Source organism: Streptomyces sp. NRRL S-340 (assembly GCF_000720185.1).
Classification (GTDB): Bacteria; Actinomycetota; Actinomycetes; order Streptomycetales; family Streptomycetaceae; genus Streptomyces.
Map to the genome: position 1 here is coordinate 70,929 of NZ_JOIY01000037.1, position 26,379 is coordinate 97,307.

The 26,379-nt window shown below is 71.4% G+C and carries 25 protein-coding genes and 1 pseudogene; 13 read left to right on the forward strand and 13 right to left on the reverse strand.

Annotation, left to right across the window (positions count from 1 at the left end):
• Window positions 1-3: 3 nt before the first annotated feature.
• A complete protein-coding gene (locus IG64_RS27315; RefSeq protein ID WP_037861091.1) occupies window positions 4-729 on the reverse strand; it encodes an SDR family NAD(P)-dependent oxidoreductase in 726 nt (241 codons plus the stop codon).
• Between the two features lie 209 nt (window positions 730-938).
• Between IG64_RS27315 and IG64_RS27320 the strand changes: the two genes are divergently transcribed.
• Window positions 939-1,883, forward strand: a complete 945-nt coding sequence (locus IG64_RS27320) for a YihY/virulence factor BrkB family protein (protein WP_037861007.1) — start codon at window positions 939-941, stop codon at window positions 1,881-1,883.
• 86 nt (window positions 1,884-1,969) lie between these two features.
• Here the strand turns inward: IG64_RS27320 and IG64_RS27325 are convergent, their stop codons facing one another.
• Window positions 1,970-3,238, reverse strand: coding sequence for a D-alanyl-D-alanine carboxypeptidase family protein (locus tag IG64_RS27325; protein WP_037861009.1), 1,269 nt, complete (start codon window positions 3,236-3,238; stop codon window positions 1,970-1,972).
• Between the two features lie 103 nt (window positions 3,239-3,341).
• Between IG64_RS27325 and IG64_RS27330 the strand changes: the two genes are divergently transcribed.
• Both IG64_RS27330 and IG64_RS27335 read left to right on the forward strand, forming a co-directional pair.
• The gene (locus tag IG64_RS27330; protein ID WP_037861093.1) at window positions 3,342-3,581 is read left to right on the forward strand and encodes an SCO4848 family membrane protein; all 240 of its coding nucleotides are present in this window, start codon (window positions 3,342-3,344) and stop codon (window positions 3,579-3,581) included.
• Between the two features lie 330 nt (window positions 3,582-3,911).
• Complete coding sequence (locus IG64_RS27335) at window positions 3,912-5,453, forward strand: ABC transporter substrate-binding protein (protein ID WP_234438627.1); 1,542 nt, start codon at window positions 3,912-3,914, stop codon at window positions 5,451-5,453.
• A 68-nt stretch (window positions 5,454-5,521) separates the two neighbouring features.
• On the opposite strand, the gene IG64_RS27340 is transcribed toward IG64_RS27335, so the two are convergent.
• The 7 genes from IG64_RS27340 to IG64_RS27370 all read right to left on the reverse strand — a co-directional run bounded on the left by IG64_RS27340 (window position 5,522) and on the right by IG64_RS27370 (window position 11,132).
• Complete coding sequence (locus IG64_RS27340) at window positions 5,522-6,301, reverse strand: TetR family transcriptional regulator (RefSeq protein WP_037861012.1); 780 nt, start codon at window positions 6,299-6,301, stop codon at window positions 5,522-5,524.
• Between the two features lie 51 nt (window positions 6,302-6,352).
• A complete protein-coding gene (locus tag IG64_RS27345) occupies window positions 6,353-6,763 on the reverse strand; it encodes a VOC family protein (RefSeq protein ID WP_037861014.1) in 411 nt (136 codons plus the stop codon).
• A 148-nt stretch (window positions 6,764-6,911) separates the two neighbouring features.
• Window positions 6,912-7,691, reverse strand: coding sequence for a succinate dehydrogenase iron-sulfur subunit (locus IG64_RS27350; protein WP_037861016.1), 780 nt, complete (start codon window positions 7,689-7,691; stop codon window positions 6,912-6,914).
• Window positions 7,691-9,445 (reverse strand): succinate dehydrogenase flavoprotein subunit, encoded by a 1,755-nt coding sequence (gene sdhA / locus IG64_RS27355; RefSeq protein ID WP_037861018.1) that lies wholly within the window; start codon window positions 9,443-9,445, stop codon window positions 7,691-7,693. Before sdhA ends, IG64_RS27350 begins: the two co-directional genes overlap by 1 nt.
• A 24-nt stretch (window positions 9,446-9,469) precedes the next feature.
• Window positions 9,470-9,949, reverse strand: a complete 480-nt coding sequence (locus tag IG64_RS27360) for a succinate dehydrogenase hydrophobic membrane anchor subunit (protein ID WP_037861021.1) — start codon at window positions 9,947-9,949, stop codon at window positions 9,470-9,472.
• A 6-nt stretch (window positions 9,950-9,955) separates the two neighbouring features.
• A complete protein-coding gene (gene sdhC, locus IG64_RS27365; RefSeq protein WP_078884248.1) occupies window positions 9,956-10,336 on the reverse strand; it encodes a succinate dehydrogenase, cytochrome b556 subunit in 381 nt (126 codons plus the stop codon).
• Window positions 10,337-10,538: 202 nt separating this feature from the next.
• Window positions 10,539-11,132 carry a 2-oxo-4-hydroxy-4-carboxy-5-ureidoimidazoline decarboxylase gene (locus IG64_RS27370; protein WP_420709996.1) on the reverse strand — a complete coding sequence of 198 codons (594 nt, stop codon included), beginning with the start codon at window positions 11,130-11,132 and terminating at the stop codon, window positions 10,539-10,541.
• 113 nt (window positions 11,133-11,245) lie between these two features.
• On the opposite strand from IG64_RS27370, the gene IG64_RS27375 reads away from it, so the two are divergent.
• The 5 genes from IG64_RS27375 (at window position 11,246) to IG64_RS27395 (ending at window position 16,685) form a co-directional block, all read left to right on the forward strand.
• Complete coding sequence (locus IG64_RS27375) at window positions 11,246-12,883, forward strand: beta-N-acetylhexosaminidase (RefSeq protein ID WP_078884249.1); 1,638 nt, start codon at window positions 11,246-11,248, stop codon at window positions 12,881-12,883.
• A gap of 244 nt (window positions 12,884-13,127) precedes the next feature.
• The gene (locus IG64_RS27380) at window positions 13,128-13,661 is read left to right on the forward strand and encodes a hypothetical protein (RefSeq protein ID WP_037861024.1); all 534 of its coding nucleotides are present in this window, start codon (window positions 13,128-13,130) and stop codon (window positions 13,659-13,661) included.
• 145 nt (window positions 13,662-13,806) lie between these two features.
• On the forward strand, window positions 13,807-14,427 hold the full coding sequence (locus IG64_RS27385) for an RNA polymerase sigma factor (protein ID WP_037861025.1): 621 nt from the start codon (window positions 13,807-13,809) through the stop codon (window positions 14,425-14,427).
• 399 nt (window positions 14,428-14,826) lie between these two features.
• Window positions 14,827-15,489, forward strand: a complete 663-nt coding sequence (locus tag IG64_RS27390) for an RNA polymerase sigma factor (protein WP_037861026.1) — start codon at window positions 14,827-14,829, stop codon at window positions 15,487-15,489.
• A complete protein-coding gene (locus tag IG64_RS27395) occupies window positions 15,489-16,685 on the forward strand; it encodes a hypothetical protein (RefSeq protein WP_051813380.1) in 1,197 nt (398 codons plus the stop codon). Before IG64_RS27390 ends, IG64_RS27395 begins: the two co-directional genes overlap by 1 nt.
• 212 nt (window positions 16,686-16,897) lie before the next feature.
• Here the strand turns inward: IG64_RS27395 and IG64_RS27400 are convergent, their stop codons facing one another.
• Window positions 16,898-17,818 (reverse strand): L,D-transpeptidase family protein, encoded by a 921-nt coding sequence (locus IG64_RS27400; protein ID WP_037861099.1) that lies wholly within the window; start codon window positions 17,816-17,818, stop codon window positions 16,898-16,900.
• A gap of 340 nt (window positions 17,819-18,158) precedes the next feature.
• Between IG64_RS27400 and IG64_RS27405 the strand changes: the two genes are divergently transcribed.
• A complete protein-coding gene (locus tag IG64_RS27405) occupies window positions 18,159-19,739 on the forward strand; it encodes an acyl-CoA mutase large subunit family protein (protein WP_037861027.1) in 1,581 nt (526 codons plus the stop codon).
• 245 nt (window positions 19,740-19,984) lie between these two features.
• Window positions 19,985-20,632, forward strand: a complete 648-nt coding sequence (gene leuE, locus IG64_RS27410) for a leucine efflux protein LeuE (RefSeq protein ID WP_037861028.1) — start codon at window positions 19,985-19,987, stop codon at window positions 20,630-20,632.
• 381 nt (window positions 20,633-21,013) lie between these two features.
• Here leuE and IG64_RS27420 read toward each other — a convergent pair whose 3' ends face one another.
• From IG64_RS27420 to IG64_RS27430, 3 genes are all read right to left on the reverse strand, one after another.
• A complete protein-coding gene (locus IG64_RS27420) occupies window positions 21,014-21,385 on the reverse strand; it encodes a hypothetical protein (RefSeq protein WP_234438628.1) in 372 nt (123 codons plus the stop codon).
• Window positions 21,386-21,592: 207 nt separating this feature from the next.
• Window positions 21,593-21,823 (reverse strand): DUF397 domain-containing protein, encoded by a 231-nt coding sequence (locus tag IG64_RS27425; RefSeq protein WP_037861032.1) that lies wholly within the window; start codon window positions 21,821-21,823, stop codon window positions 21,593-21,595.
• A gap of 363 nt (window positions 21,824-22,186) precedes the next feature.
• Entirely contained in the window at window positions 22,187-22,564 is a 378-nt protein-coding gene (locus IG64_RS27430) for a hypothetical protein (protein ID WP_051813382.1), read from the reverse strand.
• A 163-nt stretch (window positions 22,565-22,727) separates the two neighbouring features.
• Here IG64_RS27430 and IG64_RS27435 point away from each other — a divergent pair, with 163 nt between their 5' ends.
• The 3 genes and pseudogenes from IG64_RS27435 to IG64_RS42415 form a co-directional block, all read left to right on the forward strand.
• On the forward strand, window positions 22,728-23,960 hold the full coding sequence (locus tag IG64_RS27435; RefSeq protein ID WP_037861034.1) for a helix-turn-helix domain-containing protein: 1,233 nt from the start codon (window positions 22,728-22,730) through the stop codon (window positions 23,958-23,960).
• A 14-nt stretch (window positions 23,961-23,974) separates the two neighbouring features.
• Window positions 23,975-24,337 carry a hypothetical protein gene (locus tag IG64_RS27440; protein ID WP_030345706.1) on the forward strand — a complete coding sequence of 121 codons (363 nt, stop codon included), beginning with the start codon at window positions 23,975-23,977 and terminating at the stop codon, window positions 24,335-24,337.
• Between the two features lie 976 nt (window positions 24,338-25,313).
• Window positions 25,314-26,309: pseudogene (locus IG64_RS42415) on the forward strand (replication initiator); the annotation flags it as partial.
• Between the last annotated feature and the right edge of the window lie 70 nt (window positions 26,310-26,379).

Here is a 26,379-nt window from a genome sequence, read left to right on the forward strand (position 1 = left end):
CCGCTACAGCGGCAGCCGCCGGTACACCCCGCGCGGCAGGTGCCGCAGCGCCGTCGTCACCACGCGCAGGACGCCGGGCACCCACACCGTCTCCGAGCGCCGCCGCAGGCCCAGTTCGACGGCGGTCGCGACCTCCTCGGGCGTGCTCGCCAGCGGCGGCACCGCCCGGCCTTCGGTGGCGCGGGACCGTACGAACCCGGGGCGGACGACCATGACGTGCACACCCGTCCCGTACAGCGCGTCGCCCAGCCCCTGGGTGAAGGTGTCCAGGCCCGCCTTGCTGGAGCCGTAGATGAAGTCGCTGCGGCGGGCCCGCTCGGCGGCGACGGAGGAGAGCACGACCAGCGAGCCGTGCCCCTGGTTCTGCAGGGCCCGCGCGGCCACCAGGCCCGCCGAGACCGCCCCCGTGTAGTTGGTCTGGGCGACGTGCACCGCGTTCAGCGGCTCCCTCTCGTCGTACGCCTGGTCGCCGAGGACGCCGAAGGCGAGCAGCACCATGTCGATGCCGCCCTCGGCGAAGACCTTGCCCAGCACGGCTTCGTGGGCACCGCAGTCGAGTGCCTCGAAGGCGACGGTGCGCACCTGCGCGCCCAGGACGCGCAGGTGGGCCGCCTCCTCCTCCAGGGCGGGCGAGGGGCGGCCCGCCAGCCACACCGTGCGGGTGCGGCGCGCGATCAGCCGGCGGACGGTGGCGAGCGCGACCGAGGAGGTGCCGCCGAGCACGAGCACGGAGCGGGGGAGCCGGCCGGCCTCGGCGCGCCCGCCGAGGCCGTCGAGGCCGGCGAGGGCCGCGGGCGGCAGGAGACGGCGGAGACGGGGCGGACGGGGCAGCGGCCCCGGGGCATCCTTCACGGCAGACGACTGTATCGCCCGCTTATGGGCGTTCTGTCGTAGAAACGCGGTGTTGGCGCGGTCCCGGAACGGGCACAAGTCGCTGCATGGACTGGCTGAAGAACCTCCCCGTGATCGGCCCGTGGCTGGCACGTCTGATGCGTACGCACGCGTGGCGGTCGTACGAGCGCCTGGACCGGGTGAAATGGACTCGGCTCGCCGCCGCCATGACGTTCGTCAGCTTCATCGCGCTGTTCCCGCTGCTGACGCTGGCCGCTGCGATCGGCACGGCCACTCTCAGCCCCAAGCAGCAGCACACGCTCGAGGGCAAGATCGCCCAGCAGTTCCCGGGCCTCGGCGACCAGCTGCACATCAGTTCCCTGGCGCAGAACGCGGGCACCGTCGGGATCATCGCGGCCGCCGCCCTGCTGTTCACCGGCATGGGCTGGGTCGGTCAGATGCGCGACTGCCTGCGGGCGGTGTGGGAGCTGCCGGACGCCGAGAAGAACCCGGTGGTGAGCAAGCTCCAGGACGCGGGGATCCTCGTCGGCTTCGGCGGCGCGGTGGTCGTCACGCTCGCCGTCTCCACCGTCGCCTCGGCCGCCGTCGGGTGGACGTCACGGCAGTTCGGCCTGGGCGAGGACGGCGCGGGCAGCGTGGTGCTGCGCGTCATCGCCTTCGCCGTCGCCGTCCTCGCCGACTTCCTGGTGCTGCTCTACGTCCTCACCCTGCTGCCCGGCGTCGAGCCGCCGCGCCGCCGGCTGCTGGTCGCCGCGCTGCTCGGGGCGATCGGCTTCGAGCTGCTGAAGCTGCTGCTCAGCGGCTACATCCAGGGGGTGGCGGCGAAGAGCATGTACGGCGCGTTCGGGGTCCCCGTCGCCCTGCTGCTGTGGATGAACTTCACGTCCAAGCTGGTCCTGTACTGCTCGTCCTGGACCGCGACCGGCAGCGCGCCGGACACCGGCGGGGCCCGGCCCGGTGACGGCGGCGCGGCCGGGCCGGGCGACGGCGGCGACGGCACGGGGGACGCCCGCCGGCCGGCCCCGGCGTAGCGGCCGCGGCAGGACGCTCCGGCGGGGCCTTCCGGCGGGATCTTCCGGTGCGGCCCTCAAAGTCCGGGTCGGTCCCGGCGGCCGGCTCAGGGGCGCGGACGGCGGCGCATGAGTTCCGGCAGCGGCCAGCGGCGGTTGACCAGGAAGGCACCCGCCGCGAGCAGGACCAGCACACCGGCGGCGATGCCCGCGGCGACCCCCATGCCGCTGGAGCCGCTCCCGGTGGAGGCGCTCGCCGTCGAGCCGCCGTGGCCGCCGCCGGCCTGCCCGGCCGACGGGGCCGAGCCCGGCTGCCCGCCGCCCGTCGCGGCGCTCCTCGGCGGTACCAGGGTGCCCACCGGCTGCACCTTGCCGGCCGCCTTGAAGCCCCAGTCGAAGAGCTGGGCGGTCTCCCGGTACACCTCGTCGTGGTCGGTCTTCTGCGGGTTCATGACCGTCACCAGCAGCACCTTGCCGCCCCGTTCGGCGACGCCGGTGAAGGTGTTGCCCGCGTTGGTGGTGTAGCCGTTCTTGACGCCCGCGATGCCCGGGTACACGGACAGGCCCGCGTCCCCGCTCAGCAGCCGGTTGGTGTTCTGGATCTCGAAGGAGGACCGGGAGGACTTGCCCTTCTTGTCCTTCTTCGTCTCGCCGGGGAACTGGGCCCGCACGGTCGAGCAGTACTCCCGGAAGTCCTTCTTCTGCAGGCCGGAGCGGGCGATCAGGGTGAGGTCGTAGGCCGAGGAGACCTGGCCGGGCGCGTCGTAGCCGTCCGGGCTCACGACGTGCGTGTCGAGGGCCTGCAGCTCCTGGGCGTGCGCGTTCATGTCCTCGACGGTCCGGGCGACGCCGTTGTTCATGGCGGACAGCACGTGGACGGCGTCGTTGCCGGACCGCAGGAAGACGCCGAGCCACAGGTCGTGGACGGTGTACGTCTCGTTCTCCTTGATCCCGACCAGGCTGGACCCCTCGCCCATCCCGGCCAGGTCGCTCGGGGCGACCTTGTGGGTCTGCGTCTTCGGGAACCTGGGCAGCACGGTGTCGGCGAACAGCATCTTCATGGTGCTGGCCGGGGGCAGCCGCCAGTGCGCGTTGTGGGAGGCGAGCACCTGGCCGGACTCGGCGTCGGCGACGATCCAGGAGCGACCGCTGAGGTCCTTGGGCAGGACGGGTGCCCCGGGGCCCAGGCTGACCTGCGTCCCGGGCAGGCCGAGCCGGGCGCCGCCCACGCCGGACATGTGGGCCGGGGGCGTGGCGGAGGGGGTCTTCGGGGCCGTGGGCGCGGCGAGGGCGGCCGGCGCGGTCAGGGAGACGGACAGCAGGGCGGCGGAGGTGACCAGGAGGGAGCGGCGGGTGGTCCTGAAGGCTGCGGGCACGGTCGGAAACGTACCTGCCGCCCCCGCGGGAGCCCGGTCCCGGGCCCGGCTTCCGGCCCGACCCCGGCCACGGAGCCGGATGTCCGCCAGCGATACTGAAGGTATGAAGCTCAGCCGCCCCGTCTCCTGGTTCCTGCTCGCCTTCGGGGTGTGGAGCTGGGTCATCTGGGTCACTTTCGTCAAGAATCTCGTCAAGGACAGCAGCGGGCTCGCGTTCGACGACGGTCATCCGACGGCGTACTTCTGGGTGCACCTGACGCTGGCGGTCGTCTCCTTCGTATTGGGGACGGTCATCGGGGGCCTCGGGTTGCGCGGACTGCGCGCACTGCGCCGGACGTCATAACGCTCCCGGCCCTCCGGCGCGCTGACGGGACGTCCCGTCAGCGCGCCCGTCCGGGCGTCCGCCAGGATGTGGGACGTATCACTGCCCCTCCCCGAAAAGACGTCCAAAAGGGGTGGAAGGGTCACTCATCGTCATCCTGGGGGGCAGCTGAGGACATCCTGTGAAACAAACAGAAAACACTTCTTCATAACGTCTTTTCATCCTCTCCGGGATCCTCTTCCCCCAGGTGAACAACCTGTGATTATGTGTGCGCGGCCCCTAGGGGTGTGGCATATGCACAGCGGCTCGTCGAAGGGCCTGGGGAGGGCATCACCGATGCGGTCGGTTCGCATGCGGATTCTGCTGACGCTGCTGGTTCTGGCGGTGGTCGGCGTGGGCGGCTGGCAACTCCTGCCGTCGCAGGGCGACAAGAACAAGACGATCACCCTGGGCACCACGGACGCCGTCACCTCGCTGGACCCCGCGGGCGCCTACGACGCCGGTTCCTGGGCGCTGTACAGCAACGTCTTCCAGTCGCTGCTCACCTTCGAGCCCGACGGCACCCAGCCCGTGCCCGACGCGGCCAAGAACTGCGGCTTCGTCGGCAGCGGGCTGCGCACCTACCGCTGCACCGTGCGCGACGGCCTCAAGTTCCCGAGCGGCCGGACGATGACCGGCGAGGACGTCAAGTACTCCTTCGACCGGGTCAAGAAGATCAACGCCCAGGTCGGCCCGTCGGCCCTGTTCTCCACCCTCGGCTCGGTGGACGCCGAGGGCATGACCGTCACCTTCCACCTCTCCACGCCCGACACCACCTTCCCGCTGAAGGTCGCCACCGGCGCCGGTTCCATCGTCGACCACACCCGCTACGCGCTGGACTCGCTGCGCACCGGCACCGAGGCCGACGGCACCGGGCCGTACCGCCTCACCGGGTACTCCAAGGACAAGAGCGCCGAGCTGAAGCCCAACGGCTCCTACAAGGGCGCCGTCGGCGGCACCGGGCGGCCCGTGGAGGTGCGCTACTTCACCGAGGGCAGCGCGCTCGACAAGGCCTGGCAGGACAAGCAGGTCGACGTCGCCACCCGCACGCTGACGCCGAAGGTGCTCGCCGGGCTCAACCCGAGCGACCCGACGCAGCGTGTGTCGGAGTCCGACAGCGCCGAGACCCGCAACCTGTACCTCAACACGCACGCCTCCTCGCCGCTGCACGACGTCCGGGTCCGTCGCGCCCTCGCCTGGCTGATCAACCGCGAGCAGCTGGTCACCTCCGTCTACGACGGCACGGTGGACGCGCTGTACTCCCTGGTCCCGGCCGGCATCACCGGACACACCACGTCCTTCTTCGACGCCTACCCGGCCCAGAGCGTCAAGAAGGCCCGCCAACTGCTGGCCGACGCGGGGGTGCCGACCCCCGTGCGGTTCACCTACGGGTACGGCGAGGGCCGCGGCCAGGGTGCCGAGGAGGCCGCCGAGATCAAGCGGCAGCTGGAGGCGAGCGGCCTGTTCAAGGTCGACGTCAAGGGTTACGAGTGGACCGACTTCCAGAAGCGGTACACCGCGGGCAAGATGGACGCCTGGGCGGTGGGCTGGGTCGCCGACTACCCGGACCCGGACACCTTCGGCGGCCCGCTCGTCGGCACCGGCAGCAGCATGAACACCGGCTACAGCAACAAGGCCGTCGACGAACTAGTCTCCGACAGCCAGCGGTACCCCGACCGCAGCCGGGCGGCGGCGGACTTCCGCGCCCTCCAGGAGAAGGTGGCCGCCGACGTGCCGCTGGTCCCGCTGTGGCAGCAGAAGGAGTACGTCGTCTCCACCGAGGACGTCGGCGGCGGCCAGTACCTGTCGGACGGCACCGGGGTCTTCCGGCTGTGGAAGCTCAACTGGATCTGAGCCCCGGCCCCGCACACCCGGTAGCGGAGCGGGCCCGGCGCGCGTGAGGGGCACGCCGGGCCGGTCCCTCACCCGTCCTTGCGGCGGCCCCGGCCCGCCGGATCCGGCAGCGCCTTCGTCATCCCCGGCAGGAAGTCCGTGAACAGCTCGTGCACCTCGTGCACCAGCGGACGCAGCACCCGGAACCGGGCCAGCGACACCCCCCGCGCGGTGAGCCGCGCCCCCCGCTCGGCGAGCCGGTAACTGCGCTCACGCCCCGGGGTGCGGTCGAACACCCAGTACAGGACGAGCCCCATCTGGGCCAGCCACATCAGCTCGGGCAGTGCCTCGCGCAGTTCCGCAGGCACCTTGGTCCGCGCCCCGTACAGCACCTGCCTGTGGACGCTGACGGCCTCCACGCGCGCGTGCTCCGACTCGGGCGAGAAGGGGCTGAGCGGACTGTCGGGATCGGCCGCGTTCTTGAAGAACTGGACGGCGAACTCGTGGTACGGCGTGGCGATGTCGAGCCAGGTCTTCAGCACGCCCGCCAGACGCGCCTCCAGATCGCTCTCCCGGGCCAGGACACCGCGCACGGCCTCCTGGTGCTCGGCGGCGATCCGGTCGTAGAAGCCCTGGATCAGGTGCTCCTTGCCCGCGAAGTAGTAGTACGCGTTGCCGACGGAGACCCCGGCCTCCTGGGCGATGGCCCGCATGGTCGTCTTGTCGTAGCCGCGCTCCTGGAACAGCCGCATCGCCGTCTCCAGGATCAGGGCGCGGGTCTGCTCGGACTTGCTGGGGGCCGCGGCCGCAGCGGCCGGGGGCGCGTCGCTGCCGTCGCTCTTGCTGTCGGGGCTCTTCTTCTGGGGCACGGTCAGAGCCTAGTCAGTGGCCGGCCCGGCGCGGCCCGGGCGGGCGGCCGCTCAGGGGCGGCGGCCCAGTTCAGGACGCTTGGTGTAGTCGGTGAAGCCCAGGACGTTGCCCCAGGGGTCGGCGACCTCCACGGTCCAGCCGGTGGCCTGGGCGACGGGCTCGTCCAGCGGTTCGATCCCGGCCGCGGACAGCGCCCGGGCCGCCGCCCGCGCGTCGGGGACCTCCAGCCACAGCCGCGGCGTGTACCAGGGCGGCGGCCGGTGCCCGAGCGCCTCCTCCTCGCGCAGCAGGATCCCCGGTGTCTCACCGCCCACCTTCAGTCCCGCGATCCCGGCCTCGTCCAGCCGGAACGCCACCGCGAACCCGGCCCGCTCGTAGAACCCCACGGCCTCGCCGAGATCGCCCACGGCCAGCAGCACGTTGTCGAACCCGAGCAGCTCGTACGACTCGTCATCTGACATGTGATCAGGTTAGGTACGGCGCCGCCGCGCGCCCCCGCGCACACCCCGGGGGAGGGGCCGTCAGGTCACCCACCCGGCGCAGGAACGCCGAAGGCCCCGCCCCCAGGGGGGACGGGGCCTCGGCCCGGCGTGCCGGAAGGCCACGGCCTCAGAAGCGGCGGGTGATCAGCGCCCGCTTGACCTCCGCGATCGCCTTCGTCACCTCGATGCCGCGGGGGCAGGCATCGGTGCAGTTGAAGGTGGTGCGGCAGCGCCACACGCCGTCCTTGTCGTTGAGGATCTCCAGGCGCTGCTCGCCCGCCTCGTCACGGCTGTCGAAGATGAAGCGGTGGGCGTTCACGATGGCGGCCGGACCGAAGTACTGGCCGTCGTTCCAGAACACCGGGCAGGAGGAGGTGCAGGCCGCGCACAGGATGCACTTCGTCGTGTCGTCGAAGCGCGCCCGGTCCTCGGCCGACTGCAGCCGCTCACGCGTGGGCTCGTTGGTGTCCTTCGTGATCAGGAAGGGCATCACGTCCCGGTACGCCTGGAAGAACGGGTCCATGTCGACCACGAGGTCCTTGAGCACCGTGAGGCCCTTGATGGGCTCCACCGTGATCGGCTTCTCGGGGTTGATGTCCTTGATCAGCGTCTTGCAGGCGAGGCGGTTCTTGCCGTTGATCCGCATCGCGTCCGAGCCGCAGATGCCGTGGGCGCAGGAGCGGCGGAAGGTGAGCGTGCCGTCGTGGTCCCACTTGATCTTGTGCAGCGCGTCGAGGACACGCTCCTTGGGGTCCATCTCCAGCTGGAAGTCTTCCCAGGTGGACTCCGCCGAGACCTCCGGGTTGAACCGGCGGACCCGCAGGGTGACGGTGATGTAGGGGGAGTCGGCGAATCCCGGCTCGGGCTGCCCGGCCGCGTCCGCCTTGTCCAGAACAGGGGTTGCCATCAGTACTTACGCTCCATCGGCTGGTAGCGGGTCTGGACGACCGGCTTGTAGTCGAGACGGATGGATTCGGACCCGTCGGCGCCGACCTCGCGGTACGCCATGGTGTGGCGCATGAAGTTGACGTCGTCGCGGTTCGGGTAGTCCTCGCGGTAGTGACCGCCGCGGGACTCCTTGCGGGCCAGGGCGGAGACCGCCATGACCTCGGCCAGGTCCAGCAGGTTGCCCAGCTCGATGGCCTCCAGGAGGTCGGTGTTGAACCGCTTGCCCTTGTCCTGGATCGCCACGTTCTTGTAGCGCTCGCGCAGCTCGGCGATCTTCTCGACCGCCGTCTTGATCGTCTGCTCGGTACGGAAGACCATGACGTTGGCGTCCATGGTCTCCTGCAGCTCGCGGCGGATGGTGGCCACCCGCTCGGTGCCCGTGGAGGAGCGCAGCCGCTCGATCTGCTCGACGACGAGGCTCTCCGGGTTCTCCGGCAGCTCGACGAAGTCCGCCTTCTGCGCGTACTCCGCGGCGGCGATGCCCGCACGGCGGCCGAAGACGTTGATGTCCAGCAGCGAGTTGGTGCCCAGCCGGTTGGCGCCGTGCACGGAGACGCAGGCGACCTCGCCGGCCGCGTACAGGCCCGGGACCACGGTGGTGTTGTCCGCCAGGACCTCACCCTCGACGTTGGTCGGGATGCCGCCCATGGCGTAGTGCGCGGTCGGCTGGATCGGGATCGGGTCCGTGTACGGCTCGATGCCCAGGTAGGTCCGCGCGAACTCGGTGATGTCGGGCAGCTTGGCGTCCAGCTGCTCCGGCGGGAGGTGCGTGAGGTCGAGGTAGACGTGGTCGCCCTCGGGACCGCAGCCGCGGCCCTCGCGGATCTCGGTGTAGATGGAGCGCGAGACGACGTCACGCGAGGCGAGGTCCTTCATGACGGGCGCGTACTTCTCCATGAAGCGCTCGCCGTCCTTGTTGCGCAGGATGCCGCCCTCACCGCGGGCGCCCTCGGTGAGCAGGATGCCCATGCGCCAGATGCCGGTCGGGTGGAACTGGAAGAACTCCATGTCCTCCAGCGGCAGCCCGCGCCGGTACACGGCGGCCTGGCCGTCGCCGGTCAGGGTGTGCGCGTTGGAGGTCACCTTGAAGAACTTGCCGGTGCCGCCGGAGGCGTAGATCACGGACTTCGCCTGGAAGACGTGGATCTCGCCGGTCGCCAGCTCGTACGCCACCACGCCGGCCGACTTCTTGACGCCGTCGACCTCGCTGATCAGCTGGTCCAGGACGTAGAACTCGTTGAAGAACTCCACGCCCTCCTTGACGCAGTTCTGGTACAGCGTCTGGAGGATCATGTGGCCGGTGCGGTCGGCCGCGTAGCAGGAGCGGCGGACCGGGGCCTCGCCGTGGTTGCGCGAGTGCCCGCCGAACCGGCGCTGGTCGATCGTGCCGTCCGGCGTCCGGTTGAACGGCAGGCCCATCTTCTCCAGGTCGAGGACCGAGTCGATGGCCTCCTTCGCCAGGATCTCGGCGGCGTCCTGGTCGACCAGGTAGTCACCGCCCTTGACCGTGTCGAAGGTGTGCCACTCCCAGTTGTCCTCCTCCACGTTGGCCAGCGCGGCGGCCATGCCGCCCTGCGCGGCGCCCGTGTGGGAGCGGGTGGGGTAGAGCTTGGTCAGCACGGCGGTGCGGCTGCGCTTGGTCGACTCGATGGCTGCGCGCATACCGGCGCCGCCGGCGCCGACGATGACGGTGTCGTACTTGTGGATCTTCATGAGTGGATTACCTCAGCCCCGTGCCTAGCGGATGTTCGGGTCGAAGGTGAAGATCACCAGCGTGCCCAGCAGGATGGTCCACACCGTGGCGGTGTAGAGCAGGCCCTTCAGCCACAGCCGCGTGTTCGCGCGCTCCGCGTAGTCGTTGATGACGGTACGCAGGCCGTTGCAGCCGTGCAGCATGGCCAGCCACAGCATCAGCAGGTCCCAGACCTGCCACCAGGGCGAGGCCCAGCGGCCCGCGACGAAGGCGAAGCCGACCTTGGAGACACCGCCGTCCAGGACGAGCTGGATGAGCAGGTGGCCGATGACGAGGACGACCAGCACGACGCCGGACAGGCGCATGAACAGCCAGCCGTACATCTCGAAGTTGCCGCGGGTCGACCGGGGCGTCTTCTTGGTGCGCTTGCGCGGGGCCTCGATGAGCGGCGCCGGGTTGTCGACGTTGTAGGAGGCACCCTCGACCGGGCCGATGCCGGAAGCGGTGGTTTCAGTGGTGGACATGCGGCGTCAGCTCCCGAAGACGACTCGAGCGGCGTGGCCCAGGACGGGGTAGATCGCCCCGACCATGAGCACGAACCAGGCGATGACCACCGTCCAGAGCATCTGCTTCTGGTAGCGGGCGCCCTTGGCCCAGAAGTCGACGGCGATGACACGGAGACCGTTGAGCGCGTGGAAGAGGATGGCGGCGACGAGGCCGTACTCCAGGCACGCGACGATGGGGGTCTTGTACGTGGACACGACCTTGTCGTAGTCCTCGGGAGACACGCGGACGAGTGCGGTGTCCAGCACATGAACGAACAGGAAGAAGAAGATGAGGACGCCGGTGACTCGGTGAGCCACCCAGGACCACATTCCTTCCCGGCCGCGGTACAGCGTTCCAGCCGGCACGGAAGAACCCTCCGGGAGCGGGGACTAGGGCCGCGCCGGCTTCACTGTCGGTCGGGCCCGGCCGGGTACGGTCCACCGGCCCCCAGCATCGTAGCGACGTGTGCGAGTGGTGCTGACAGCGGGCCTGCCGGTGTGATCGAAGTGGCACTCAAAGGGGCACGTACGGGTGAGCGGAGGACGGCCACCGGACGGGTGCCGCCGCTCACGCGCCGACCGCGGGCGCGTCGGGGCTGGTCGCGAGGTCGCGGCCCCGGGTGGCCCGCGCCAGCCGGTCCCGTGCCAGGCGGCGCAGCTCCTCCGCCGTCACCACCCGCTCGTCCTCCGGATCGTTCGCCAATCGTGACCGGACGGCCGCCAGGAGGTGGTCGAGGGTCTCGGCGGGGGAGACGGTGCCGAGGCAGATGACGAACGTATGTCCGAATCGTGCCTCGTAGGCCGCGTACGCGGCGCTCAGCGCCGTGGAGGCGGCCAGGTATATGTCCTCGGGCAGCACGGGCAGGGGCTCTGCCGCCACCGCCTCCGCCAGCTCGGCCGCCGCCAGGTCGTACACCGCCTCGTCCGCCGCCGCCAGCAGGGCGGACAGGTCGGGGTAGGGGCGGTGGGCGGCGACGCGCCGGGCCCAGCGCGGACTGCGCAGGCAGGCCAGGAGGATGCGGCGGGCCTCGTCGGGCGGGGCGGTGTTGAAGTGCTCCAGGTTCTGCGCGGGCAGCGTGGGTCCTCGGCGTGAGAAACCGGCGCGCCCGCTGACGGGCGTTCCGGATGAGTCGGCAGGGGAGGGTGCGAACTGCGCCGCCACGTTACCGGGAGTGTTCCCGGAGTGTCCGGCCGGTGCCCGGATTTCACCCGGACGGGAGAGTTTGGGAACGGCGCGTGGACACCCGGCGCGGGACGAGGCCGTAGGTTGGCCGTGTGAGTCAGCACAGGCGGCGCCGTGCCCCGGCGCGCACACCGCGGCACGGATGGTTACTGGTCGGCGGGGCGTTCGCCGCCACGGTCGGCCTCGGCGCCGGTCTCGGCGTGTGGGCCTGGGACGGCGACGACGGCGGACCGGCGGACGTGGCGCGTCCGGCCACGGCCACCGCGTCCCCGACCCCGCCCGCTCCCCGCCCCGGCAGGACCTACCCGCTCTCGCGGGCGCCGCGCACCATTCCCGCCGTGCGCTCGCACACCGCCGCCCGAGGCCCCGGCTGGCGCCCGGCACCGGGCCGGCGGGTGGTGGTCGGCGACGTGTCCCTCGCCGACGAGGGGAAGCTGCTGGCCGGCGAGCTGGGCCTGACCTACGCGGGGCGGGCGGGCGACGCGCGGGACGGTGACGTACGGCTGGCGCTGGGCGGCGACCGGGGCGCGAACCCGGAGTCGTACTCCATGACCGTGCGCGGCGGCCGGGTCACCATCACCGCCCCCACCGACGCGGGCGTCTTCTACGGGACCCGGACCCTCAAGCAGGAGGTGCACGCGGGCGGCACGGCCCCCGAGGGCGTAGTCGAGGACGCGCCCGCCAAGCCGCGGCGCGGCTTCATGCTGGACATCGCGCGCAAGCCGTTCACCGCGCGGTGGGTGGAGGACCGCATACGCGAGCTGGGCGACCTCAAGTACAACGAGCTGGGCCTGCACTTCTCCGACGACCAGGCCTTCCGTCTCCAGTCCGAGACGCACCCGGAGATCGTCTCGCCCGACCACCTGACCAAGGCGCAGGTCGAGCGGATCGTCGGCCTCGCCGCCGGCCGGCACATCACCGTCGTGCCCGAGATCGACTCGCCCGGCCACCTGGGCGCGGTGATCGCCGCCCACCCCGATCTGCAGCTGCGCAACGCGCAGGGCGTGGCGACCAGGGGCGCGATCGACATCTCCAAGGACGGCGCGGCGCGGATCGTCGACGACCTCCTGAACGAGTTCGCGGGCGTCTTCCCCGGCGGCTACTGGCACCTGGGCGGCGACGAGTACCAGGCGCTGACCGTCCGCAGCCCCGAGGCGTCCTACCCGCAGCTGGCCGCCGCCGCGCGCAGGGCCTACGGCTCCGGCGGCACCGTGGCCGACCTGACGACCGGCTGGCTGAACGACCGGGCCGCCACCGTCCGCGGCCACGGCCGCGCACCGCGCGCCTGGAACGACGGCTTCTTCCGGAACGCCTCCGTGCGGCCGGACCAGGACATCGAGGCCGCCTACTGGACCGGCAAGGAGCTGGGCGCCCGCCCGCCGGCCGAGTACCTGGCCGCCGGCCGCAAGGTGATCAACTACAACGACGAGTTCCTCTACTACGTCCTCGGCCAGCCGCAGACCTTCGTCTACCCGACCGGGCAGCGGATCTACGAGCAGTGGACCCCGCGGGTGCTGCGCGGCACCGAGGCGGTGCCCGCCCGGTACGACTCCCAGATCCTGGGCGGCGGCTTCGCCGTCTGGTGCGACCTGGCGCACTCCCAGACCCAGGAGCAGGTGGCCGCCGGCATCCGCCTGCCGCTGCGGGCGACGGCGCAGAAGCTGTGGGACCCGGGCAGACCACCACTGTCCTGGACGGACTTCGAGGCCCTGGCGGACCGCCTGGACTGACAGTCGCCGGACCAAAGCGGGTTCCGGTCGGCGGGCGGTGTCCGGTGCGTGCCGGGCGCCGGCCGCCGGGGCCCGCTTTGGTCCGCCGCTCTTGAGGGAGCCCACGCACCGGCTTGGCCGGAATCTTTTCTTCTGCGCTCCCTCTCGACGGGGTGTGACGGCCGTGTGACACTACGGGGCGGCCGCGCGCAGCACCGGACGGTGCGGCCTTTGCTGAGGTCGGCGGTCTGCCGAGGGGGCGTGGATGATTCTGGCGGAACTGATCGCGCGGGCCGACGAACGCGGCCTCGCCGCCAGCGGCCTGGCTTGTTTGGACCGGTGCGTTCCACTGCTCGGCGGCGACGACGAGGTGCTGCGCCCGCTGTGGGGGGCGCTCACGGACGAGGGCGGCGACTGGGGAGCGCGGCTGGAGCGGGCGCGCGGCGCGCTCGGCGTCACGGGACCCGGCGGGCCCGCCGGGGACGAGGCGGCGCTGCTGGCCCGCCGCATGCTCGACGCCGCACCGGCCGCCCGGTCCGCCGCCGCCGTACGGGAGTGGGCCGACGCCTGCTCGGCCGCCTCCCTGCGGATCCACGGGCTCCTCGACCCCGCCCCGGCCGCCGCCCCGGGCACGGACCTGTCGCCGCTGGTCGCGGCCGAACTGCGCCGTCAGATCACCGTCCTCGAACTCCTCACCGGGCACGGCGCCGCCGGGCTGCGGCAGGCCCGGGAGGTCTCGACGCAGGGGCGCCGGGTCCTGCGGGCCGTGGTGTCCCGCCGGGCTCGCGTCCGGGGGTGACCGCCGGCCCCGGCGGGCGCCCGGGCCTGTGACACTTCGGTACGGCCCGGCGCTGATGACCATGGGCGGTGACGCACGGTCCGTCCTGTGACACGGTGCGGGTCCGGCGCGGCCCGCTTCGCACCCGGTACGAACGAGGACAGCGTTGGGCCAGCGAGGGGAGCCCCGTCGCACGCACGCGTCGGACGGGGAACTGGGCGCGGCGGTCGCGCGGGCCCAGCAGGGGGACGAGGACGCGTTCGCGGTGGCGTACCGGATCGTGCACCCCGGGCTGCTCGGCTACCTCCGCGGGCTCGTCGGCGAGGACGCCGAGGACGTGGCGTCCGACGCCTGGCTGGAGATCGCCCGGGACCTGGCCCGGTTCGACGGCGACGGGGCCGGCTTCCGCGGCTGGACGGCGACCATCGCCCGGCACCGCGCCCTGGACCACCTGCGGCGCCGGCGGGTACGGCCCCGGGCGGCGGCGCCGGACGAGGCGGACGTGCTCGGCCTGGCCGGTCCGCTGGACACGTACGAGCAGGTGATGGAATCGCTTTCCACCGCGCACGCTCTCGACCTGGTGCGCACCCTGCCGCCCGACCAGGCGGAGGCCGTGCTGCTGCGGGTCGTCGTCGGCCTCGACGCGCCCGCCGCCGCCCGCGTCCTCGGCAAGCGGCCCGGCGCCGTGCGCACGGCCGCGTACCGGGGGCTGAAACGTCTCGCCGAACGCCTCGCCGCGACCGGTGCGCCGCGGGACGACCCGCGGACGCCGGGGGAGGCGGAGTGAACGAGCGGGGCGGCGCCCGGCTCGGGCGCGGACCCGCAGAAAGGGGAGTGGGCGGGGATCCCGGGCGGCACCGGGGCCGAGCGAGGGCCCTGCGGCACCACGGCGCCGCGGACGCCCTGGCCAAAGCAACGGCCGGGGCCGCCACCCCCCACAGGAGAGGCCCCGGCCGTCGCGCGGCACGGGCCGCGCGGCGGCCCGTATCTCCTTCAGCGCCATGAGTGCGTTTTCTGTCACACCTCGGCTCCCGAGTGGTTGGTTGCACGTTGTACGGTCATGGACGAGAGGCGGTTTCAGGCCGTAACGTGCCTTTCGCGCCGGGTGCGGAAGACGCATGATCACCGCACGTCCGACGGCCGCGATGCCGCGACGATCCTGCTCGATCTACTGAGGAACCACGGGGTGCTGGGGGACGACGCGGAGCTGACCGCCGCGGTGCTTGCCGCGCAGACCGGGGACGAGAGCGCGTTCCGGACTGTGTACCGCGCCGTGCACCCGCGGCTGCTCGGATACCTGCGCACCCTGGTCGGCGAGCCGGACGCCGAGGACGTGGCCTCCGAGGCCTGGCTGCAGATCGCCCGCGACCTCGAACGCTTCAGCGGCGACGCCGACCGCTTCCGCGGCTGGGCCGCGCGGATAGCCCGCAACCGCGCCCTGGACCACATACGCATGCGCGGGCGCCGCCCCGCCATCGGCGGCGACGAAACGGAACTGGCCGACCGGGCCGCCGCCTCCGACACCGCCGGTGAGGCCCTCGAGGCGCTCACCACCGGCAGCACCCTCTCCCTCATCGCGCAACTGCCCCAGGACCAGGCCGAGGCCGTGGTGCTGCGCGTGGTCGTGGGTCTGGACGCCAAGACCGCCGCCGAGACGCTCGGCAAGCGGCCGGGCGCCGTGCGCACCGCCGCGCACCGCGGTCTGAAACGGCTCGCGGAGCTGCTCGGCGACGATCCGGAATCCGCCGACGCGCTCAGCGCGATGTCGCCCCCGCGAGAACCGCGCGGCCACGCGGTGACGTCCGCCGGTGTGACGCATACGCGCGCCCGGACGCAGAAGGACATGTGATGGCCGACGAGCAGTACCGATGGCTGGACCGCGACACCGCGGAGCGCCTGCTCCGCGGAGAGCCACCGGACACCGCCGACGTCACCGTCCGTGACCAGGCGCAACGCCTCGCCGACGTACTGAGGACCCTGTCCGCCGCGCCCGCCGTGCCTCCTTCCGACGCCGCGGCCGAACTGCCCGGCGAGGCGGCCGCGCTCGCCGCCTTCCGCAAGGTCCGCGCCGAGCGGGCCGACGCCCGCGCCGGGCAGGCCGTGGCCGCGTCCGCCGAGGCCGCCCGCCGGCACGGCGCCGGCCCGGCCGCCGACGCGGGGCTCGTCCGGCTCGCCCCGCACACGTCCCGGAACGGGCAGCGGGCGAACCCCGTGCGTTCCCGGCGCCCCGGTCCGCGGCTCGGCCGGCCGGTCCGCCTGGCCCTGTCCGCCACCCTGGCCGCCGGCGCCCTCGGCGGGGTGGCCGCCGCGGCCACGACCGGCGTGCTGCCGACCCCGTTCGGCGGCGACGAGCCCGCCCCCGCCGCGTCCGTCTCGCCCTCGGCCACGTCGGCCCGTCCTTCGCCGCCGTTCGCCGGGAGCGGGGAGGGGAGCGGCGACGGCTCCGGGGCGCCGACACCCGGTGGCGCCGGCGTCACGGCCGGTCCGTCCGCCGGTGACGCCTCGGCGACCGATCGCGACGGCGACGGCGCCGCCGGGCACGGTTCCCCGGCCGCCGGCGACGGCGACCGGACCGGGCAGGGCGGCCAGGGCGGTCGCTGGGGCCGGCTGTCCGCCGCCTGCCGGGACCTGCGGGACGGCAAGGTCCTGGACACCGGCCGCAAGCACGTGCTGGACGGCGCGGCGGGCGGCTCCTCGCGGGTCTGGACGTACTGCAAGGGCGTCCTGAAGACGGCCGGCGGCCAGGGGTCGGGCCAGGGGAGCGGCACCGGCCAGGGCGGGAGCGGCAGCGGCGGCCAGAACGGCCAGGGGGACCACGACGGCCAGGGCGGCAAGGGCGACCACCAGGGGCGCGGCGACGGCAAGGGCGGCCGGGGCGGTGACGACGACGCGGGTCACGCGGACGGTGGTCCCTCCGGCGGCGGTCTTCCCGGCGGCGGCCGTCCGGAGGGCGTCCGTCCGCGCGAGGGCGTCCTGCCCCGCTCGTCCGCCGTACCGTCGCCGCCCGCCAAGGCGGCCTCGCCTCGTCCGTCGGCACACGTCTGACCTGCGCTTTCGCAGTCACCGGAAAATTCCTCCCGGCCAGGTGTGACGTTTTCGGCGGCGCCGACGCAGTACTGAGTGAGCCGACTGGTCATCGGCCCTTGCACGACGCCGGGGTTCCCCCCGTACCTACGGCTCGTGCATCTGGCGCGGGCGGGACACGTTCCCCCGGTCCCGCCCGCGCCCCGCATCCCTCCAGGGCCCGGGCGTCCGCCTCACCAGTGCACGACGACCTTGTCGCCCACCTTCACCTGAGCGAACATGCGGGCGATCGCAGCCTCGTCCCGTACGTTGACACAGCCGTGCGAGCCGCCGGCGTAGCCGCGGGCCGCGAAGTCCGAGGAGTAGTGGACGGCCTGTCCGCCGCTGAAGAACATCGCGTACGGCATCGCCGAGTGGTAGATCGTCGACACATGGTGACGTGACTTCCAGTAGACCTGGAACACACCTTCACGCGTGGGTGTGGCCTCCGTGCCGAACCGCACCGCCATCGTCGAGACGGTCCGCCCGTCGGTCATCCAGCGCAGGGTCCGGGTCGTCTTGTCGATGCAGAGCACCCGGCCCGTCAGACAGCGCGGGTCCGGCGCGCCGGCGGGCTGGCCGCCCATGAGGTACAGCTCCCACCGGCCCGGCTCGTGCGTCATCCCGCGCAGCCGCTGCCAGGTGACGGTGTCGGTGCGTCCCGTGCGCGGCAGACCGCGCCTGCCCTGGAAGCCCCGGACCGCCTGCTCCGTCGCCGGGCCGTACGTCCCGGTCGGCCCCTGGGACAGCCAGCCGATCTGCCGCAGGCGGGCCTGGAGTTCCCGGACGGCCTGCCCGCTGTCGCCGCGCGACCACAGCACGGGGCCGGCTGCGGGCGCAGCGGCCGGGGCGGTGCGGGCGTCCCCGCCCGGGCCGCCGCCCCCGCCCGCGCTCCCGCTCCCGTCCTTGCCGTCGGCCTTCCCGCCGCCCGGCCGGGTGGCCGGCGCCTCGATGTGCACGGGCGAGCGGTGCCGCCCGGCCGATGCGGAACCGGAGGCCGTACCGGAACCCGGGCCCGCGCCCGTGGCGCCGCCCGGCCCCGTCGGCTGCACCGTGCAGCCGTAGACCCCCGTCAGCGCCACGGCCGCGGCCACGCCGACGGCCGCTCTCCTCATGCCCCCGACACCCATGCGGCCCCCCGCTGTCCCAGAGATCCTCGCGGCGCCCGGCCCCGTTACGGCCCCGGCACTCACGGAAAGTCTTTCCATCCGTGACCGGCGGCGAACCACGGGGCATGGTGGGAAACAGGAACGGAAGCGGAAAGCGCAGCAGCACGACCAGCGGCGGCGGGCGGCAGAAGCAGAACGCGTGCGGCACGAGCAGGGCCGGGTCTGTGAGCAAGGTCCCAGCGTGGGCCCCTGCACCCGGCGCTCGGCCGCCGCTACAGTCCGTCGCGAGGGTCGGCCGTACCAGCGAGTAACTGGCAAGTAACCACAGAACGCGGAGGCACACACCATGGCGCGCGAGTCGGAGTCCGGTCTGCCCATCGAGCCGGTGTACGGGCCGGACGCCCTGGAGGGCTGGGACCCGGCGCAGAAGCTGGGGCGCCCGGGTGAGTTCCCGTTCACGCGAGGGGTGTACCCCTCGATGTACACGGGGCGTCCGTGGACGATGCGGCAGTACGCGGGCTTCGGTACGGCCTCGGAGTCGAACGCCCGGTACAAGCAGCTGATCGCGAACGGCACGATGGGCCTGTCGGTGGCCTTCGACCTGCCGACGCAGATGGGCCACGACTCCGACGCCCCGATCGCGCACGGTGAGGTCGGCAAGGTCGGTGTCGCCATCGACTCGATCGACGACATGCGGGTGCTGTTCGGCGGGATCCCGCTGGACCAGGTCTCCACGTCGATGACGATCAACGCGCCCGCGGCGCTGCTGCTCCTGCTCTACCAACTGGTGGCCGAGGAGCAGGGCGTCCCGGCCGGGAAGCTGACGGGCACGATCCAGAACGACGTGCTCAAGGAGTACATCGCGCGCGGCACGTACATCTTCCCGCCCAAGCCCTCGCTGCGCCTGATCGCGGACATCTTCAAGTACTGCAGGGCCGAGATCCCGAAGTGGAACACGATCTCGATCTCCGGATACCACATGGCGGAGGCGGGTGCCTCGCCCGCGCAGGAGATCGCGTTCACGCTCGCGGACGGCATCGAGTACGTGCGTACGGCGGTCGCGGCCGGGATGGACGTGGACGACTTCGCACCCCGCCTGTCCTTCTTCTTCGTCGCCCGTACGACGATCCTGGAGGAGGTCGCCAAGTTCCGTGCCGCGCGCCGGATCTGGGCCCGGGTCATGAAGGAGGAGTTCGGCGCGAAGAACCCCAAGTCGCTGATGCTGCGCTTCCACACCCAGACCGCCGGGGTCCAGCTCACCGCCCAGCAGCCGGAGGTGAACCTGGTCCGCGTCGCCGTGCAGGGCCTGGCGGCGGTCCTCGGCGGCACGCAGTCGCTGCACACGAACTCCTTCGACGAGGCGATCGCGCTGCCCACCGACAAGAGCGCGCGGCTGGCCCTGCGCACGCAGCAGGTCCTCGCCTACGAGACCGACGTGACCGCGACCGTCGACCCCTTCGCGGGCTCCTACGTCGTGGAGAAGATGACCGACGACGTCGAGGCGGCCGTCCTGGAACTGATGCGGAAGGTCGAGGACCTCGGCGGCGCCGTCTCCGCGATCGAGCACGGCTTCCAGAAGAACGAGATCGAGCGCAGCGCCTACCGCATCGCGCAGGAGACCGACTCCGGCGAGCGGGTGGTCGTGGGCGTCAACCGCTTCCAGCTCGACGAGGAGGAGCCGTACGAGCCGCTGCGCGTCGACCCCGCCATCGAGGCCCAGCAGGCGGAACGCCTCGCCAGGCTGCGCGCCGAACGCGACCGGACCGCCGTCGACACCGCCCTGGCAGCCCTGAAGAAGGCCGCCGAGGGCGAGGACAACGTCCTCTACCCGATGAAGGACGCGCTGCGCGCCCGTGCCACGGTGGGCGAGGTGTGCAACGCGCTGCGCGAGGTGTGGGGGAACTACGTGCCGAGCGACGCCTTCTGAGCCGGTCTCTCCTCGGACGAGTGACCGGGAGCGGAGGACGTCCGCTCCCGGCCGGGGCCTCGATGAGCGGGCCGCCCGCTTCGGACGGGCCGGCCGGCCCCGCCGCCCGCATCGGCCGGTGTGCCCCCGGCCTCTGGGTGGCACTCTCCACGGCGGCGACGGCGACGCGGCGGCGAGGGCCGGCCGCCCGTCTCGGTGCCCGGAACGCCTCCCCGAGCGGCGCACCCCCGTGCGACACTCCAGCCATGTTCGGCGTCATCGATCTCCCCACCTACCTGGCGGGACTCGTCCTCATCGTCCTGCTCCCCGGCCCCAACTCGCTCTACGTGCTGTCCGTCGCCGCCCGGCGCGGCGTCCGGGCCGGGTACTCGGCGGCGGCGGGCGTCTGGTGCGGGGACACCGTGCTGATGACGCTGTCGGCCGCCGGCGTCGCCTCCCTGCTGAAGGGGAACGCCCTGCTCTTCGGCATCGTGAAGTACGCGGGCGCCGGGTACCTCACCTGGCTGGCGATCGGCATGCTGCGCGCCGCCTGGGGCATGTGGCGCACCCGGCGCGAGCGCACCGCGCAGGACGCGCCCGCCACGCCCGGCCCCGCCGACGAGCGGCCCTTCCGGCGGGCCCTCGTCGTCAGCCTGGTCAACCCGAAGGCGATCCTGTTCTTCATCGCCTTCTTCGTGCAGTTCGTGTCAGAGTCCAACCCAGTCATCGGGTTCGTGACCCTAGGCGTACTCGCCCAGTTGGCAAGCGTGTTGTACCTGTCTGCGCTCATCTTCGGCGGGTCTCGTCTGGCTGCTGCGTTCCGTCGTCGGAGGAGGCTCAGCGCAGGGGCTACCTCGGCCGCCGGAGTGCTCTTCCTCGGCTTCGCCGTCAAGCTGTCTCTGGCAAGCGTGTAGGGGGCTGGCATGTCTCACCTTGACGATGCTGCGGCCGTGTTCGCCCGCATGAGTCCCCAGGAGCAGCAGCGGGCACTAGGAGCCCTGGGCTTGCCTGAGAGGCTCCAGAAGGAGCCCCAGGAGCCTGCCGTCACCCCGTTCGCGGCTCTGAGCAGTAGGCCGAGTAGGCGGAAGCGGCAGCCGATCACCGTGACGGTGCTCAGAGGGTGATACCGGCCCGCTTGGCCAACTTGGTCAGCCGCTCGTTACTTCGCATGTGCTTGGACACGAGTACTCGGGTCAGTTCCATGCTCGTTGGGTGGACCGCTGCCATCTCGGGAGCGACTTCCGCCCCCACCCGCGCAAGGTGGGGGCTTTCGTCATGTGCGGGGCTGTCACACGTTACGCGAGCGGGCATGTGAGGTCGGGGTGGTGACGGTTCGGGCAGCACACCAGGTTGAGCGAGACGATATTGCCCGGCCGGTTGTAGTACACCCAGCTCACGTCCACGCCGACCGGCAGGACATCCAGCACGTATTCGCGTCTCGTGTCCAGGCTCGCGTACGCCTGACGCCCGTCCTCGCGCTGCATCGGGGGGTTGTCAAGAAAGTGCTTGACCATCCAGTCGAGAGCCGCTGTGGCGTCCGTCCAGGTGCGCTCATGGGCCGCCTGGTTCCGCTTCATCAGCCAGTGCCCGGACATCATGGGCGGCAGGTTCGAGGTCGGGAACTCGGCCATTACTTCGCGGTACCGCTGAAGGATGCGGATGGCCACCTTGTCATCGTCCGAGGCGGGCGGAGCAGGGGGGTCAGGATGCGGAGGCCGCCGGTCACCTTCCTGGTGGTAGCTGTCGGGCGATCCGATCCACGGGCCGTAGCCGTGGAAGTGTCCTGTCCAGCTCATGCGCGCCTTCCGAGAGGAGAGGGCGGGCCGCCCTGATGCGCGTAGGACGACCCGCCAGGGATGAGAGGTGTAGCAGGGTCAGGCGGTGAGGCCGCGGTTCTTCACCCAGCCGAGGGCGAAGTCGTCGAGCTCGGCTGCGGTGAACCGCAGTTCCTTGCCGGCGCCCTCGGGCTTGGAGTCGCGGACCACGTACGAGTCGGCGGCGCCGGGGATCGCGGCGAAGTCGACGCAGCCCTCGGTGCAGGGGCCCCCGCAGAAGTTCGTCGTCTCGATGCCGTCCGCCGGGAGGGTGTAGAGGTTGCCGTCCATCGGGTAGTCCTCTCTGGTGCAGCGATGCGGAGATGCGGTCTCCGCGCCGTGGTGCACTTGCCGACCCACCCCGGCCCGGCCTTCCTGTTCCCGGCCGGGGTGGGCGCTTGGCTCCGCCCCCGAGGGGTGTGGCCGTGGGGGAACGACCGGGGAGTCACCTCGGGGACGGATGTTCAGGTGGTCAGTCGCCAGTAGGCGGCCATGACCGATACAGAGGCGAGGATCACGAGCCCCTGGAAGATCCACTGACGCCAGCCGAGCGGGCGCCTGTGCCTACCTCGCGATCGGTGAAGATTCCGGCCGCCAGAGCGGCCATGAGTCCGAGCAGGGCGATCACGTAAATCACCTGCTGCGCCTTGGGGCTCACGCTGCACCCGTCCCGCTCCTCTGGGTGTGGATCCACAGCAGTCGGCGCGTCAGGTCGGCGACCTCGCGCATGAAGAAGTAGGCCGTGAAGACCGGTGCCTCCGCACTGGGGCGGTCCTTCAGGTCGAGCACCTTGTACGCCTTGCGGAACTGGGCCATCACCAGCTCGTCCTCGTCGGCGCCCAGCTCCTCGCCGAGGAGGAGTTGCAGGTGCCCGATCAGGGCCGGTGTCCTGGCGTTGATGTCCTCGCGGGTCGAGGTGCCCAGCCTCATGGCGAGGGCCGCGTCGGTGCTGTCCGTGATCAGCTCGACGTCGATCGGTACGCCCTCTTCGGTCGCCCTCGTCACTTCGAATCTGCTCGTCTCGGTCTTCACAGCGTGTCCCTCGCTGGCTGACGGCGGTTTCACCGGATGGAGACCAGCGTTCCGCGCGAAAGGCGTGCCGACCACGGCGTTCATGGGTCAGTGTTGGGACATCTCTGGGACATGGGACAGGCGCCATGATTGAGAGCTGCAAGAGCCGGGGAAGGGGGCCTGCATGAGCATCGCCGACAGGCGTAGGGCTCTGGGCTTCACCCAAGAGGGGTTCGCCGAAGCGGTAGGCGTCGACCGGCGCACCGTAGGCCGGTGGGAGACGGGCAAATCCAGGCCCCAGCCTCCCCAGCGGCCCAAGGTCGCCGAGGTGCTACAGATGGACCTCGACGAACTCGACGCCTTGCTCACCCCGGCCGAGGTGCTGCCGAAGCCCGCGCAGTTAGCGTCGAGTGTCCACCACGGCCCAGGGGACCCAGACGAGATGATCCGACGCGAGTTTCTGCGCCTCTTGACGGTGGCAGGTGCGGTCGCTGCCATACCCGCGGGCGAGGTGGAGGCCCTGGCGGATGGCGCCGACGACTTCGGGCGCATGAATGGCCACCTGTGGCAGGTCTACCAGCTCGCCCGCGCCAAGCACTCGGTGTACCCCGTGGTGCAGTCCCAGCTCACCGCCTTGAACGATGCCCTGCGCGATGGGCGGGCGCAGATGGGCTCGCTCTGCATCGCGGCCGGCGACCTGTTCCAGTTGGCGGGCGAGCTGGCCTTCGACGCCAACCGGTACCACGCTGCCGCCGCCTCGTACGCGCTCGCGGCCAGCGCGAGCAAGGAGGCCCGCGCCTACGACCTGTGGGCGTGCGCCCTGATCCGCAGCGCCTACGTAGATCTCTCCGAGCGCCGTTACCGGCAGGCCGCGGACACTCTCGGGGCCGCGCGACGCGTCGCCCTGCGTGGAGACAGCAGCTTGGCGACCAAGCACTGGGCCGCAGCCGTGCAGGCTGAGGCGTTCGCCTGGCTCGGCGACTTCGACGCCTGCGAGGAGGCTTTGGACGAGGCCGAGAAGGTGGCCAGCCTGAGCGGCCCGGTAGCGAACGGCGGATGGCTGCGCTTCGATGGCTCGCGCTTGGCGGAGGAGCGGGGCGCCCGGTACTTGCAGCTCAACCGGCTCGGCTTGGCCGAGACCGCCCTGAAGGACGCGCTGAAGCTCGCTCCCTTGGCCGCCGGCCATTCCTTCCGGCGCCGGGGCGCGGTGCTCGTCGACCTGGCCGCCATCGGCGCCAAGCGAAAGGATTCGGAGCAGGTCATGCAGTACGGATTCGAAGCCCTGCGCCTGGCGCGAGCCTCCGGGTCCGGCTACGTCGCCCGTAGACTCCAGGCGCTGACTGCCGAGCTGGGCACCTTGGGGCGCGACCGGCACATCGCCCAGTTGAAGGCCGAGATCGGCACCCTGACGGCATGACGAGAGGGGATGGCATGACGACCGAGGGCGCGCGAGTCTTTCGCGAGGCGTGGATCGCTGGAGTGCGGAAGCACTTCCCTGGTGAGCCGAAGCCAAGCTACGTAACTCCGTGGGAAGAGACGCCTGAATGGGAGCGTGAGGCTGCGGGCGCCGTGTATGAGCAGGTGCGTCAGTTCCTCGAACTGAGCGCCGGGCATGCCTCCCGCCTGTCGCGCGAGCAGAAGGGACGGTTCGTCGCCACGTGTTGGACGGCGCAGATGTTCAAGCACTTCGAGGACCCGAAGCCGGGGTACGTGGCCGATTGGCCTGATCTGCCGGACTGGCAGAAGGAGACGGACTCAGGCATCTTCGAGGCCATTGAGAAGAGTCTGAATTAACGCCTACCGATTCGTGCTCGCAAACAACCCAGCTGTAAGTCGGAGTTGAAAAGTCCTCGGCGGGCTGCCATTCGCCCTGGTAGTGGCGCAGTTCTTGGCACGCTGCCGGCCGTAGAGGATTTTGGGCTGGAGCTGCCATGGGGCGAGTGACCAGGGGCCCTTACGCTCGCCAGCGGATCGGGCAGTCTTTGGGACCTGCCCGCAATAGCCCGATCGGCCCCCTGTTCTTCGAGGCTCGCCCCATGGTGGCTGCCTAAAATCCTCGTAGGCCGTCGGCCCCAGCCACAGAGGGTTTGCGCGGTGTGGCCTGTTCTGGGGGCACATGGGTGAGCACGCGTGGCCCTCGCGGGCCTGGTGCTGGCCGGCGAACACCGTGGGCCGGATCGGTGCCGTGGGCGTCTGGAGGGCGTAAGCCACGGGTCATGAGCCCACGGGCAAGGGGCGGGCAAGGTGGGCTGTGAGGAACTGGCTCACGCTCTCAGGTCGCCTGGTGTGCGCCGGGGCGGCGGCGCCCCGGACCGGACCGGCCGAAGGCCGCATGCCGGGCCGGGGTGCGGCAAGCCGACCCGGCGGCGCGCCGAAGGCGCGCCTGGAGGAAGTGAAGACAGATTCCGACACATGCCCTACACCGCTGCCCGCTCTCTGAGAGTATGGGCGTTCGAGCGACGAGCCTTACTTCAGCGAATCTAAGACACAGACATAGACTTTCTTCAGCAGATATCACGCCTTCAGCCTTCTTCTGCCTTCTCTGTCTTCCTTCTCTCTCACGCTGCCTCGACACACGCTCTCATCTCTGACGCTGCATCAATTCAAGCCAAGTCAAAGCCAAGGAGATTTCAGACATGACTCACGCCTACGCCTCTGCTCGCGCTCCTCCCTGTCCGCCCTTTGGAGGTGCCCTGTGTTCAACACCTCGCACGAGGTGATCACTTCGAATAGCCGCTCCGCTGATCTGGAGCGTGAAAAGCGTTTGCGGATGCTCTCCGATGCTGATCGTGACATCATCCGTCTGGCTAACGACCCCCTGTTTCCGCGCTGGCTGGAGCAGATCAAGGCAATCGGGGGCTGTGCCCACCCGATCTATCTGTCTGGCTCCACGGTCACCCGCGATGCGCTGACGGGTGAGCTGATCTCTTCGTATTCGACCGCCGGGGAGCCAGGTGAGCGACTGGCTGTGCGCTGCCGCAACCGCCGTTCGTCGGTCTGCGAGCCGTGCTCCTACCTGCATGCGGGCGACACCTATCAGCTGATCCGCGCGGGCCTGACCGGTGGAAAGAACGTGCCCGATGCGGTGCGAGAACAGCCCCGCTTGTTCGTCACGCTGACGGCGCCTTCATTCGGGTCGGTCCATCGCTTCCTCGATGGCGAGCGATGCCGACTGCGTCGGAAGGGCGGAGAGTGCGAACACGGGCGTCCGGTCGGCTGCGGCCTGGTGCACGCCGAGGATGACCCGGCGCTGGGTCGTCCGCTGTGCCCGGACTGCTACGACCACGTGGCCCACGTGCTGTGGCACGCGCACGCGGGGCGCCTGTGGGACCGGTTCACCACGGCCGTACGGCGGCACCTCGCCTCCGCCGCAGGGATCCCGCGCTCGAAGCTTCGTGACCACCTGGTGGTGTCCTTCGCCAAGGTTGCCGAGTACCAGAAGCGCGCAGCCATCCACTTCCACGGCGTGGTACGCCTGGACGGTCCGGCCGGTCCCGGCGACCCTTCCCCTGACTGGGCCACGGTCGAACTGCTCACCGACGCCGTACACACGGCTGCCGCATCGGCGAACGTGCGAGTCCCGGAATCGGACGCCTACGGAACCGAACTCCTCGTATTCGGCGTACAGTTGGCCGTACGGTCGATCCGGGCCTTCGCCGGCGACGAGGGACCCACCGATGACGCGGTCGCTGCCTACGTGGCCAAGTACGTCTCCAAGGGAACCGCCGTGACCGGCGCCGGACTGGACTACCGCGTCACCAGCCCGGACGACATCCGCGCGGCCGTGGTCACGCCTCACGTACGGGCTTCCGCCGCCGCAAGCGCCTGTCGGCGTG

What these genes read in the sequence shown, in the direction of transcription:
- IG64_RS27350 (WP_037861016.1), bottom strand. Translation starts at nt 7,691, where the DNA reads ATGGCAACCCCTGTTCTGGACAAGGCGGACGCGGCCGGGCAGCCCGAG.
- IG64_RS27380 (WP_037861024.1), top strand. Translation starts at nt 13,128, where the DNA reads ATGATTCTGGCGGAACTGATCGCGCGGGCCGACGAACGCGGCCTCGCC.
- IG64_RS27405 (WP_037861027.1), top strand. Translation starts at nt 18,159, where the DNA reads ATGGCGCGCGAGTCGGAGTCCGGTCTGCCCATCGAGCCGGTGTACGGG.
- IG64_RS27395 (WP_051813380.1), top strand. Translation starts at nt 15,489, where the DNA reads ATGGCCGACGAGCAGTACCGATGGCTGGACCGCGACACCGCGGAGCGC.
- leuE (WP_037861028.1), top strand. Translation starts at nt 19,985, where the DNA reads ATGTTCGGCGTCATCGATCTCCCCACCTACCTGGCGGGACTCGTCCTC.
- IG64_RS27400 (WP_037861099.1), bottom strand. Translation starts at nt 17,818, where the DNA reads ATGAGGAGAGCGGCCGTCGGCGTGGCCGCGGCCGTGGCGCTGACGGGG.
- sdhA (WP_037861018.1), bottom strand. Translation starts at nt 9,445, where the DNA reads ATGAAGATCCACAAGTACGACACCGTCATCGTCGGCGCCGGCGGCGCC.
- IG64_RS27360 (WP_037861021.1), bottom strand. Translation starts at nt 9,949, where the DNA reads ATGTCCACCACTGAAACCACCGCTTCCGGCATCGGCCCGGTCGAGGGT.
- IG64_RS27320 (WP_037861007.1), top strand. Translation starts at nt 939, where the DNA reads ATGGACTGGCTGAAGAACCTCCCCGTGATCGGCCCGTGGCTGGCACGT.
- IG64_RS27345 (WP_037861014.1), bottom strand. Translation starts at nt 6,763, where the DNA reads ATGTCAGATGACGAGTCGTACGAGCTGCTCGGGTTCGACAACGTGCTG.
- IG64_RS27335 (WP_234438627.1), top strand. Translation starts at nt 3,912, where the DNA reads ATGCGGATTCTGCTGACGCTGCTGGTTCTGGCGGTGGTCGGCGTGGGC.
- IG64_RS27435 (WP_037861034.1), top strand. Translation starts at nt 22,728, where the DNA reads ATGAGCATCGCCGACAGGCGTAGGGCTCTGGGCTTCACCCAAGAGGGG.
- IG64_RS27330 (WP_037861093.1), top strand. Translation starts at nt 3,342, where the DNA reads ATGAAGCTCAGCCGCCCCGTCTCCTGGTTCCTGCTCGCCTTCGGGGTG.
- IG64_RS27440 (WP_030345706.1), top strand. Translation starts at nt 23,975, where the DNA reads ATGACGACCGAGGGCGCGCGAGTCTTTCGCGAGGCGTGGATCGCTGGA.
- IG64_RS27425 (WP_037861032.1), bottom strand. Translation starts at nt 21,823, where the DNA reads ATGGACGGCAACCTCTACACCCTCCCGGCGGACGGCATCGAGACGACG.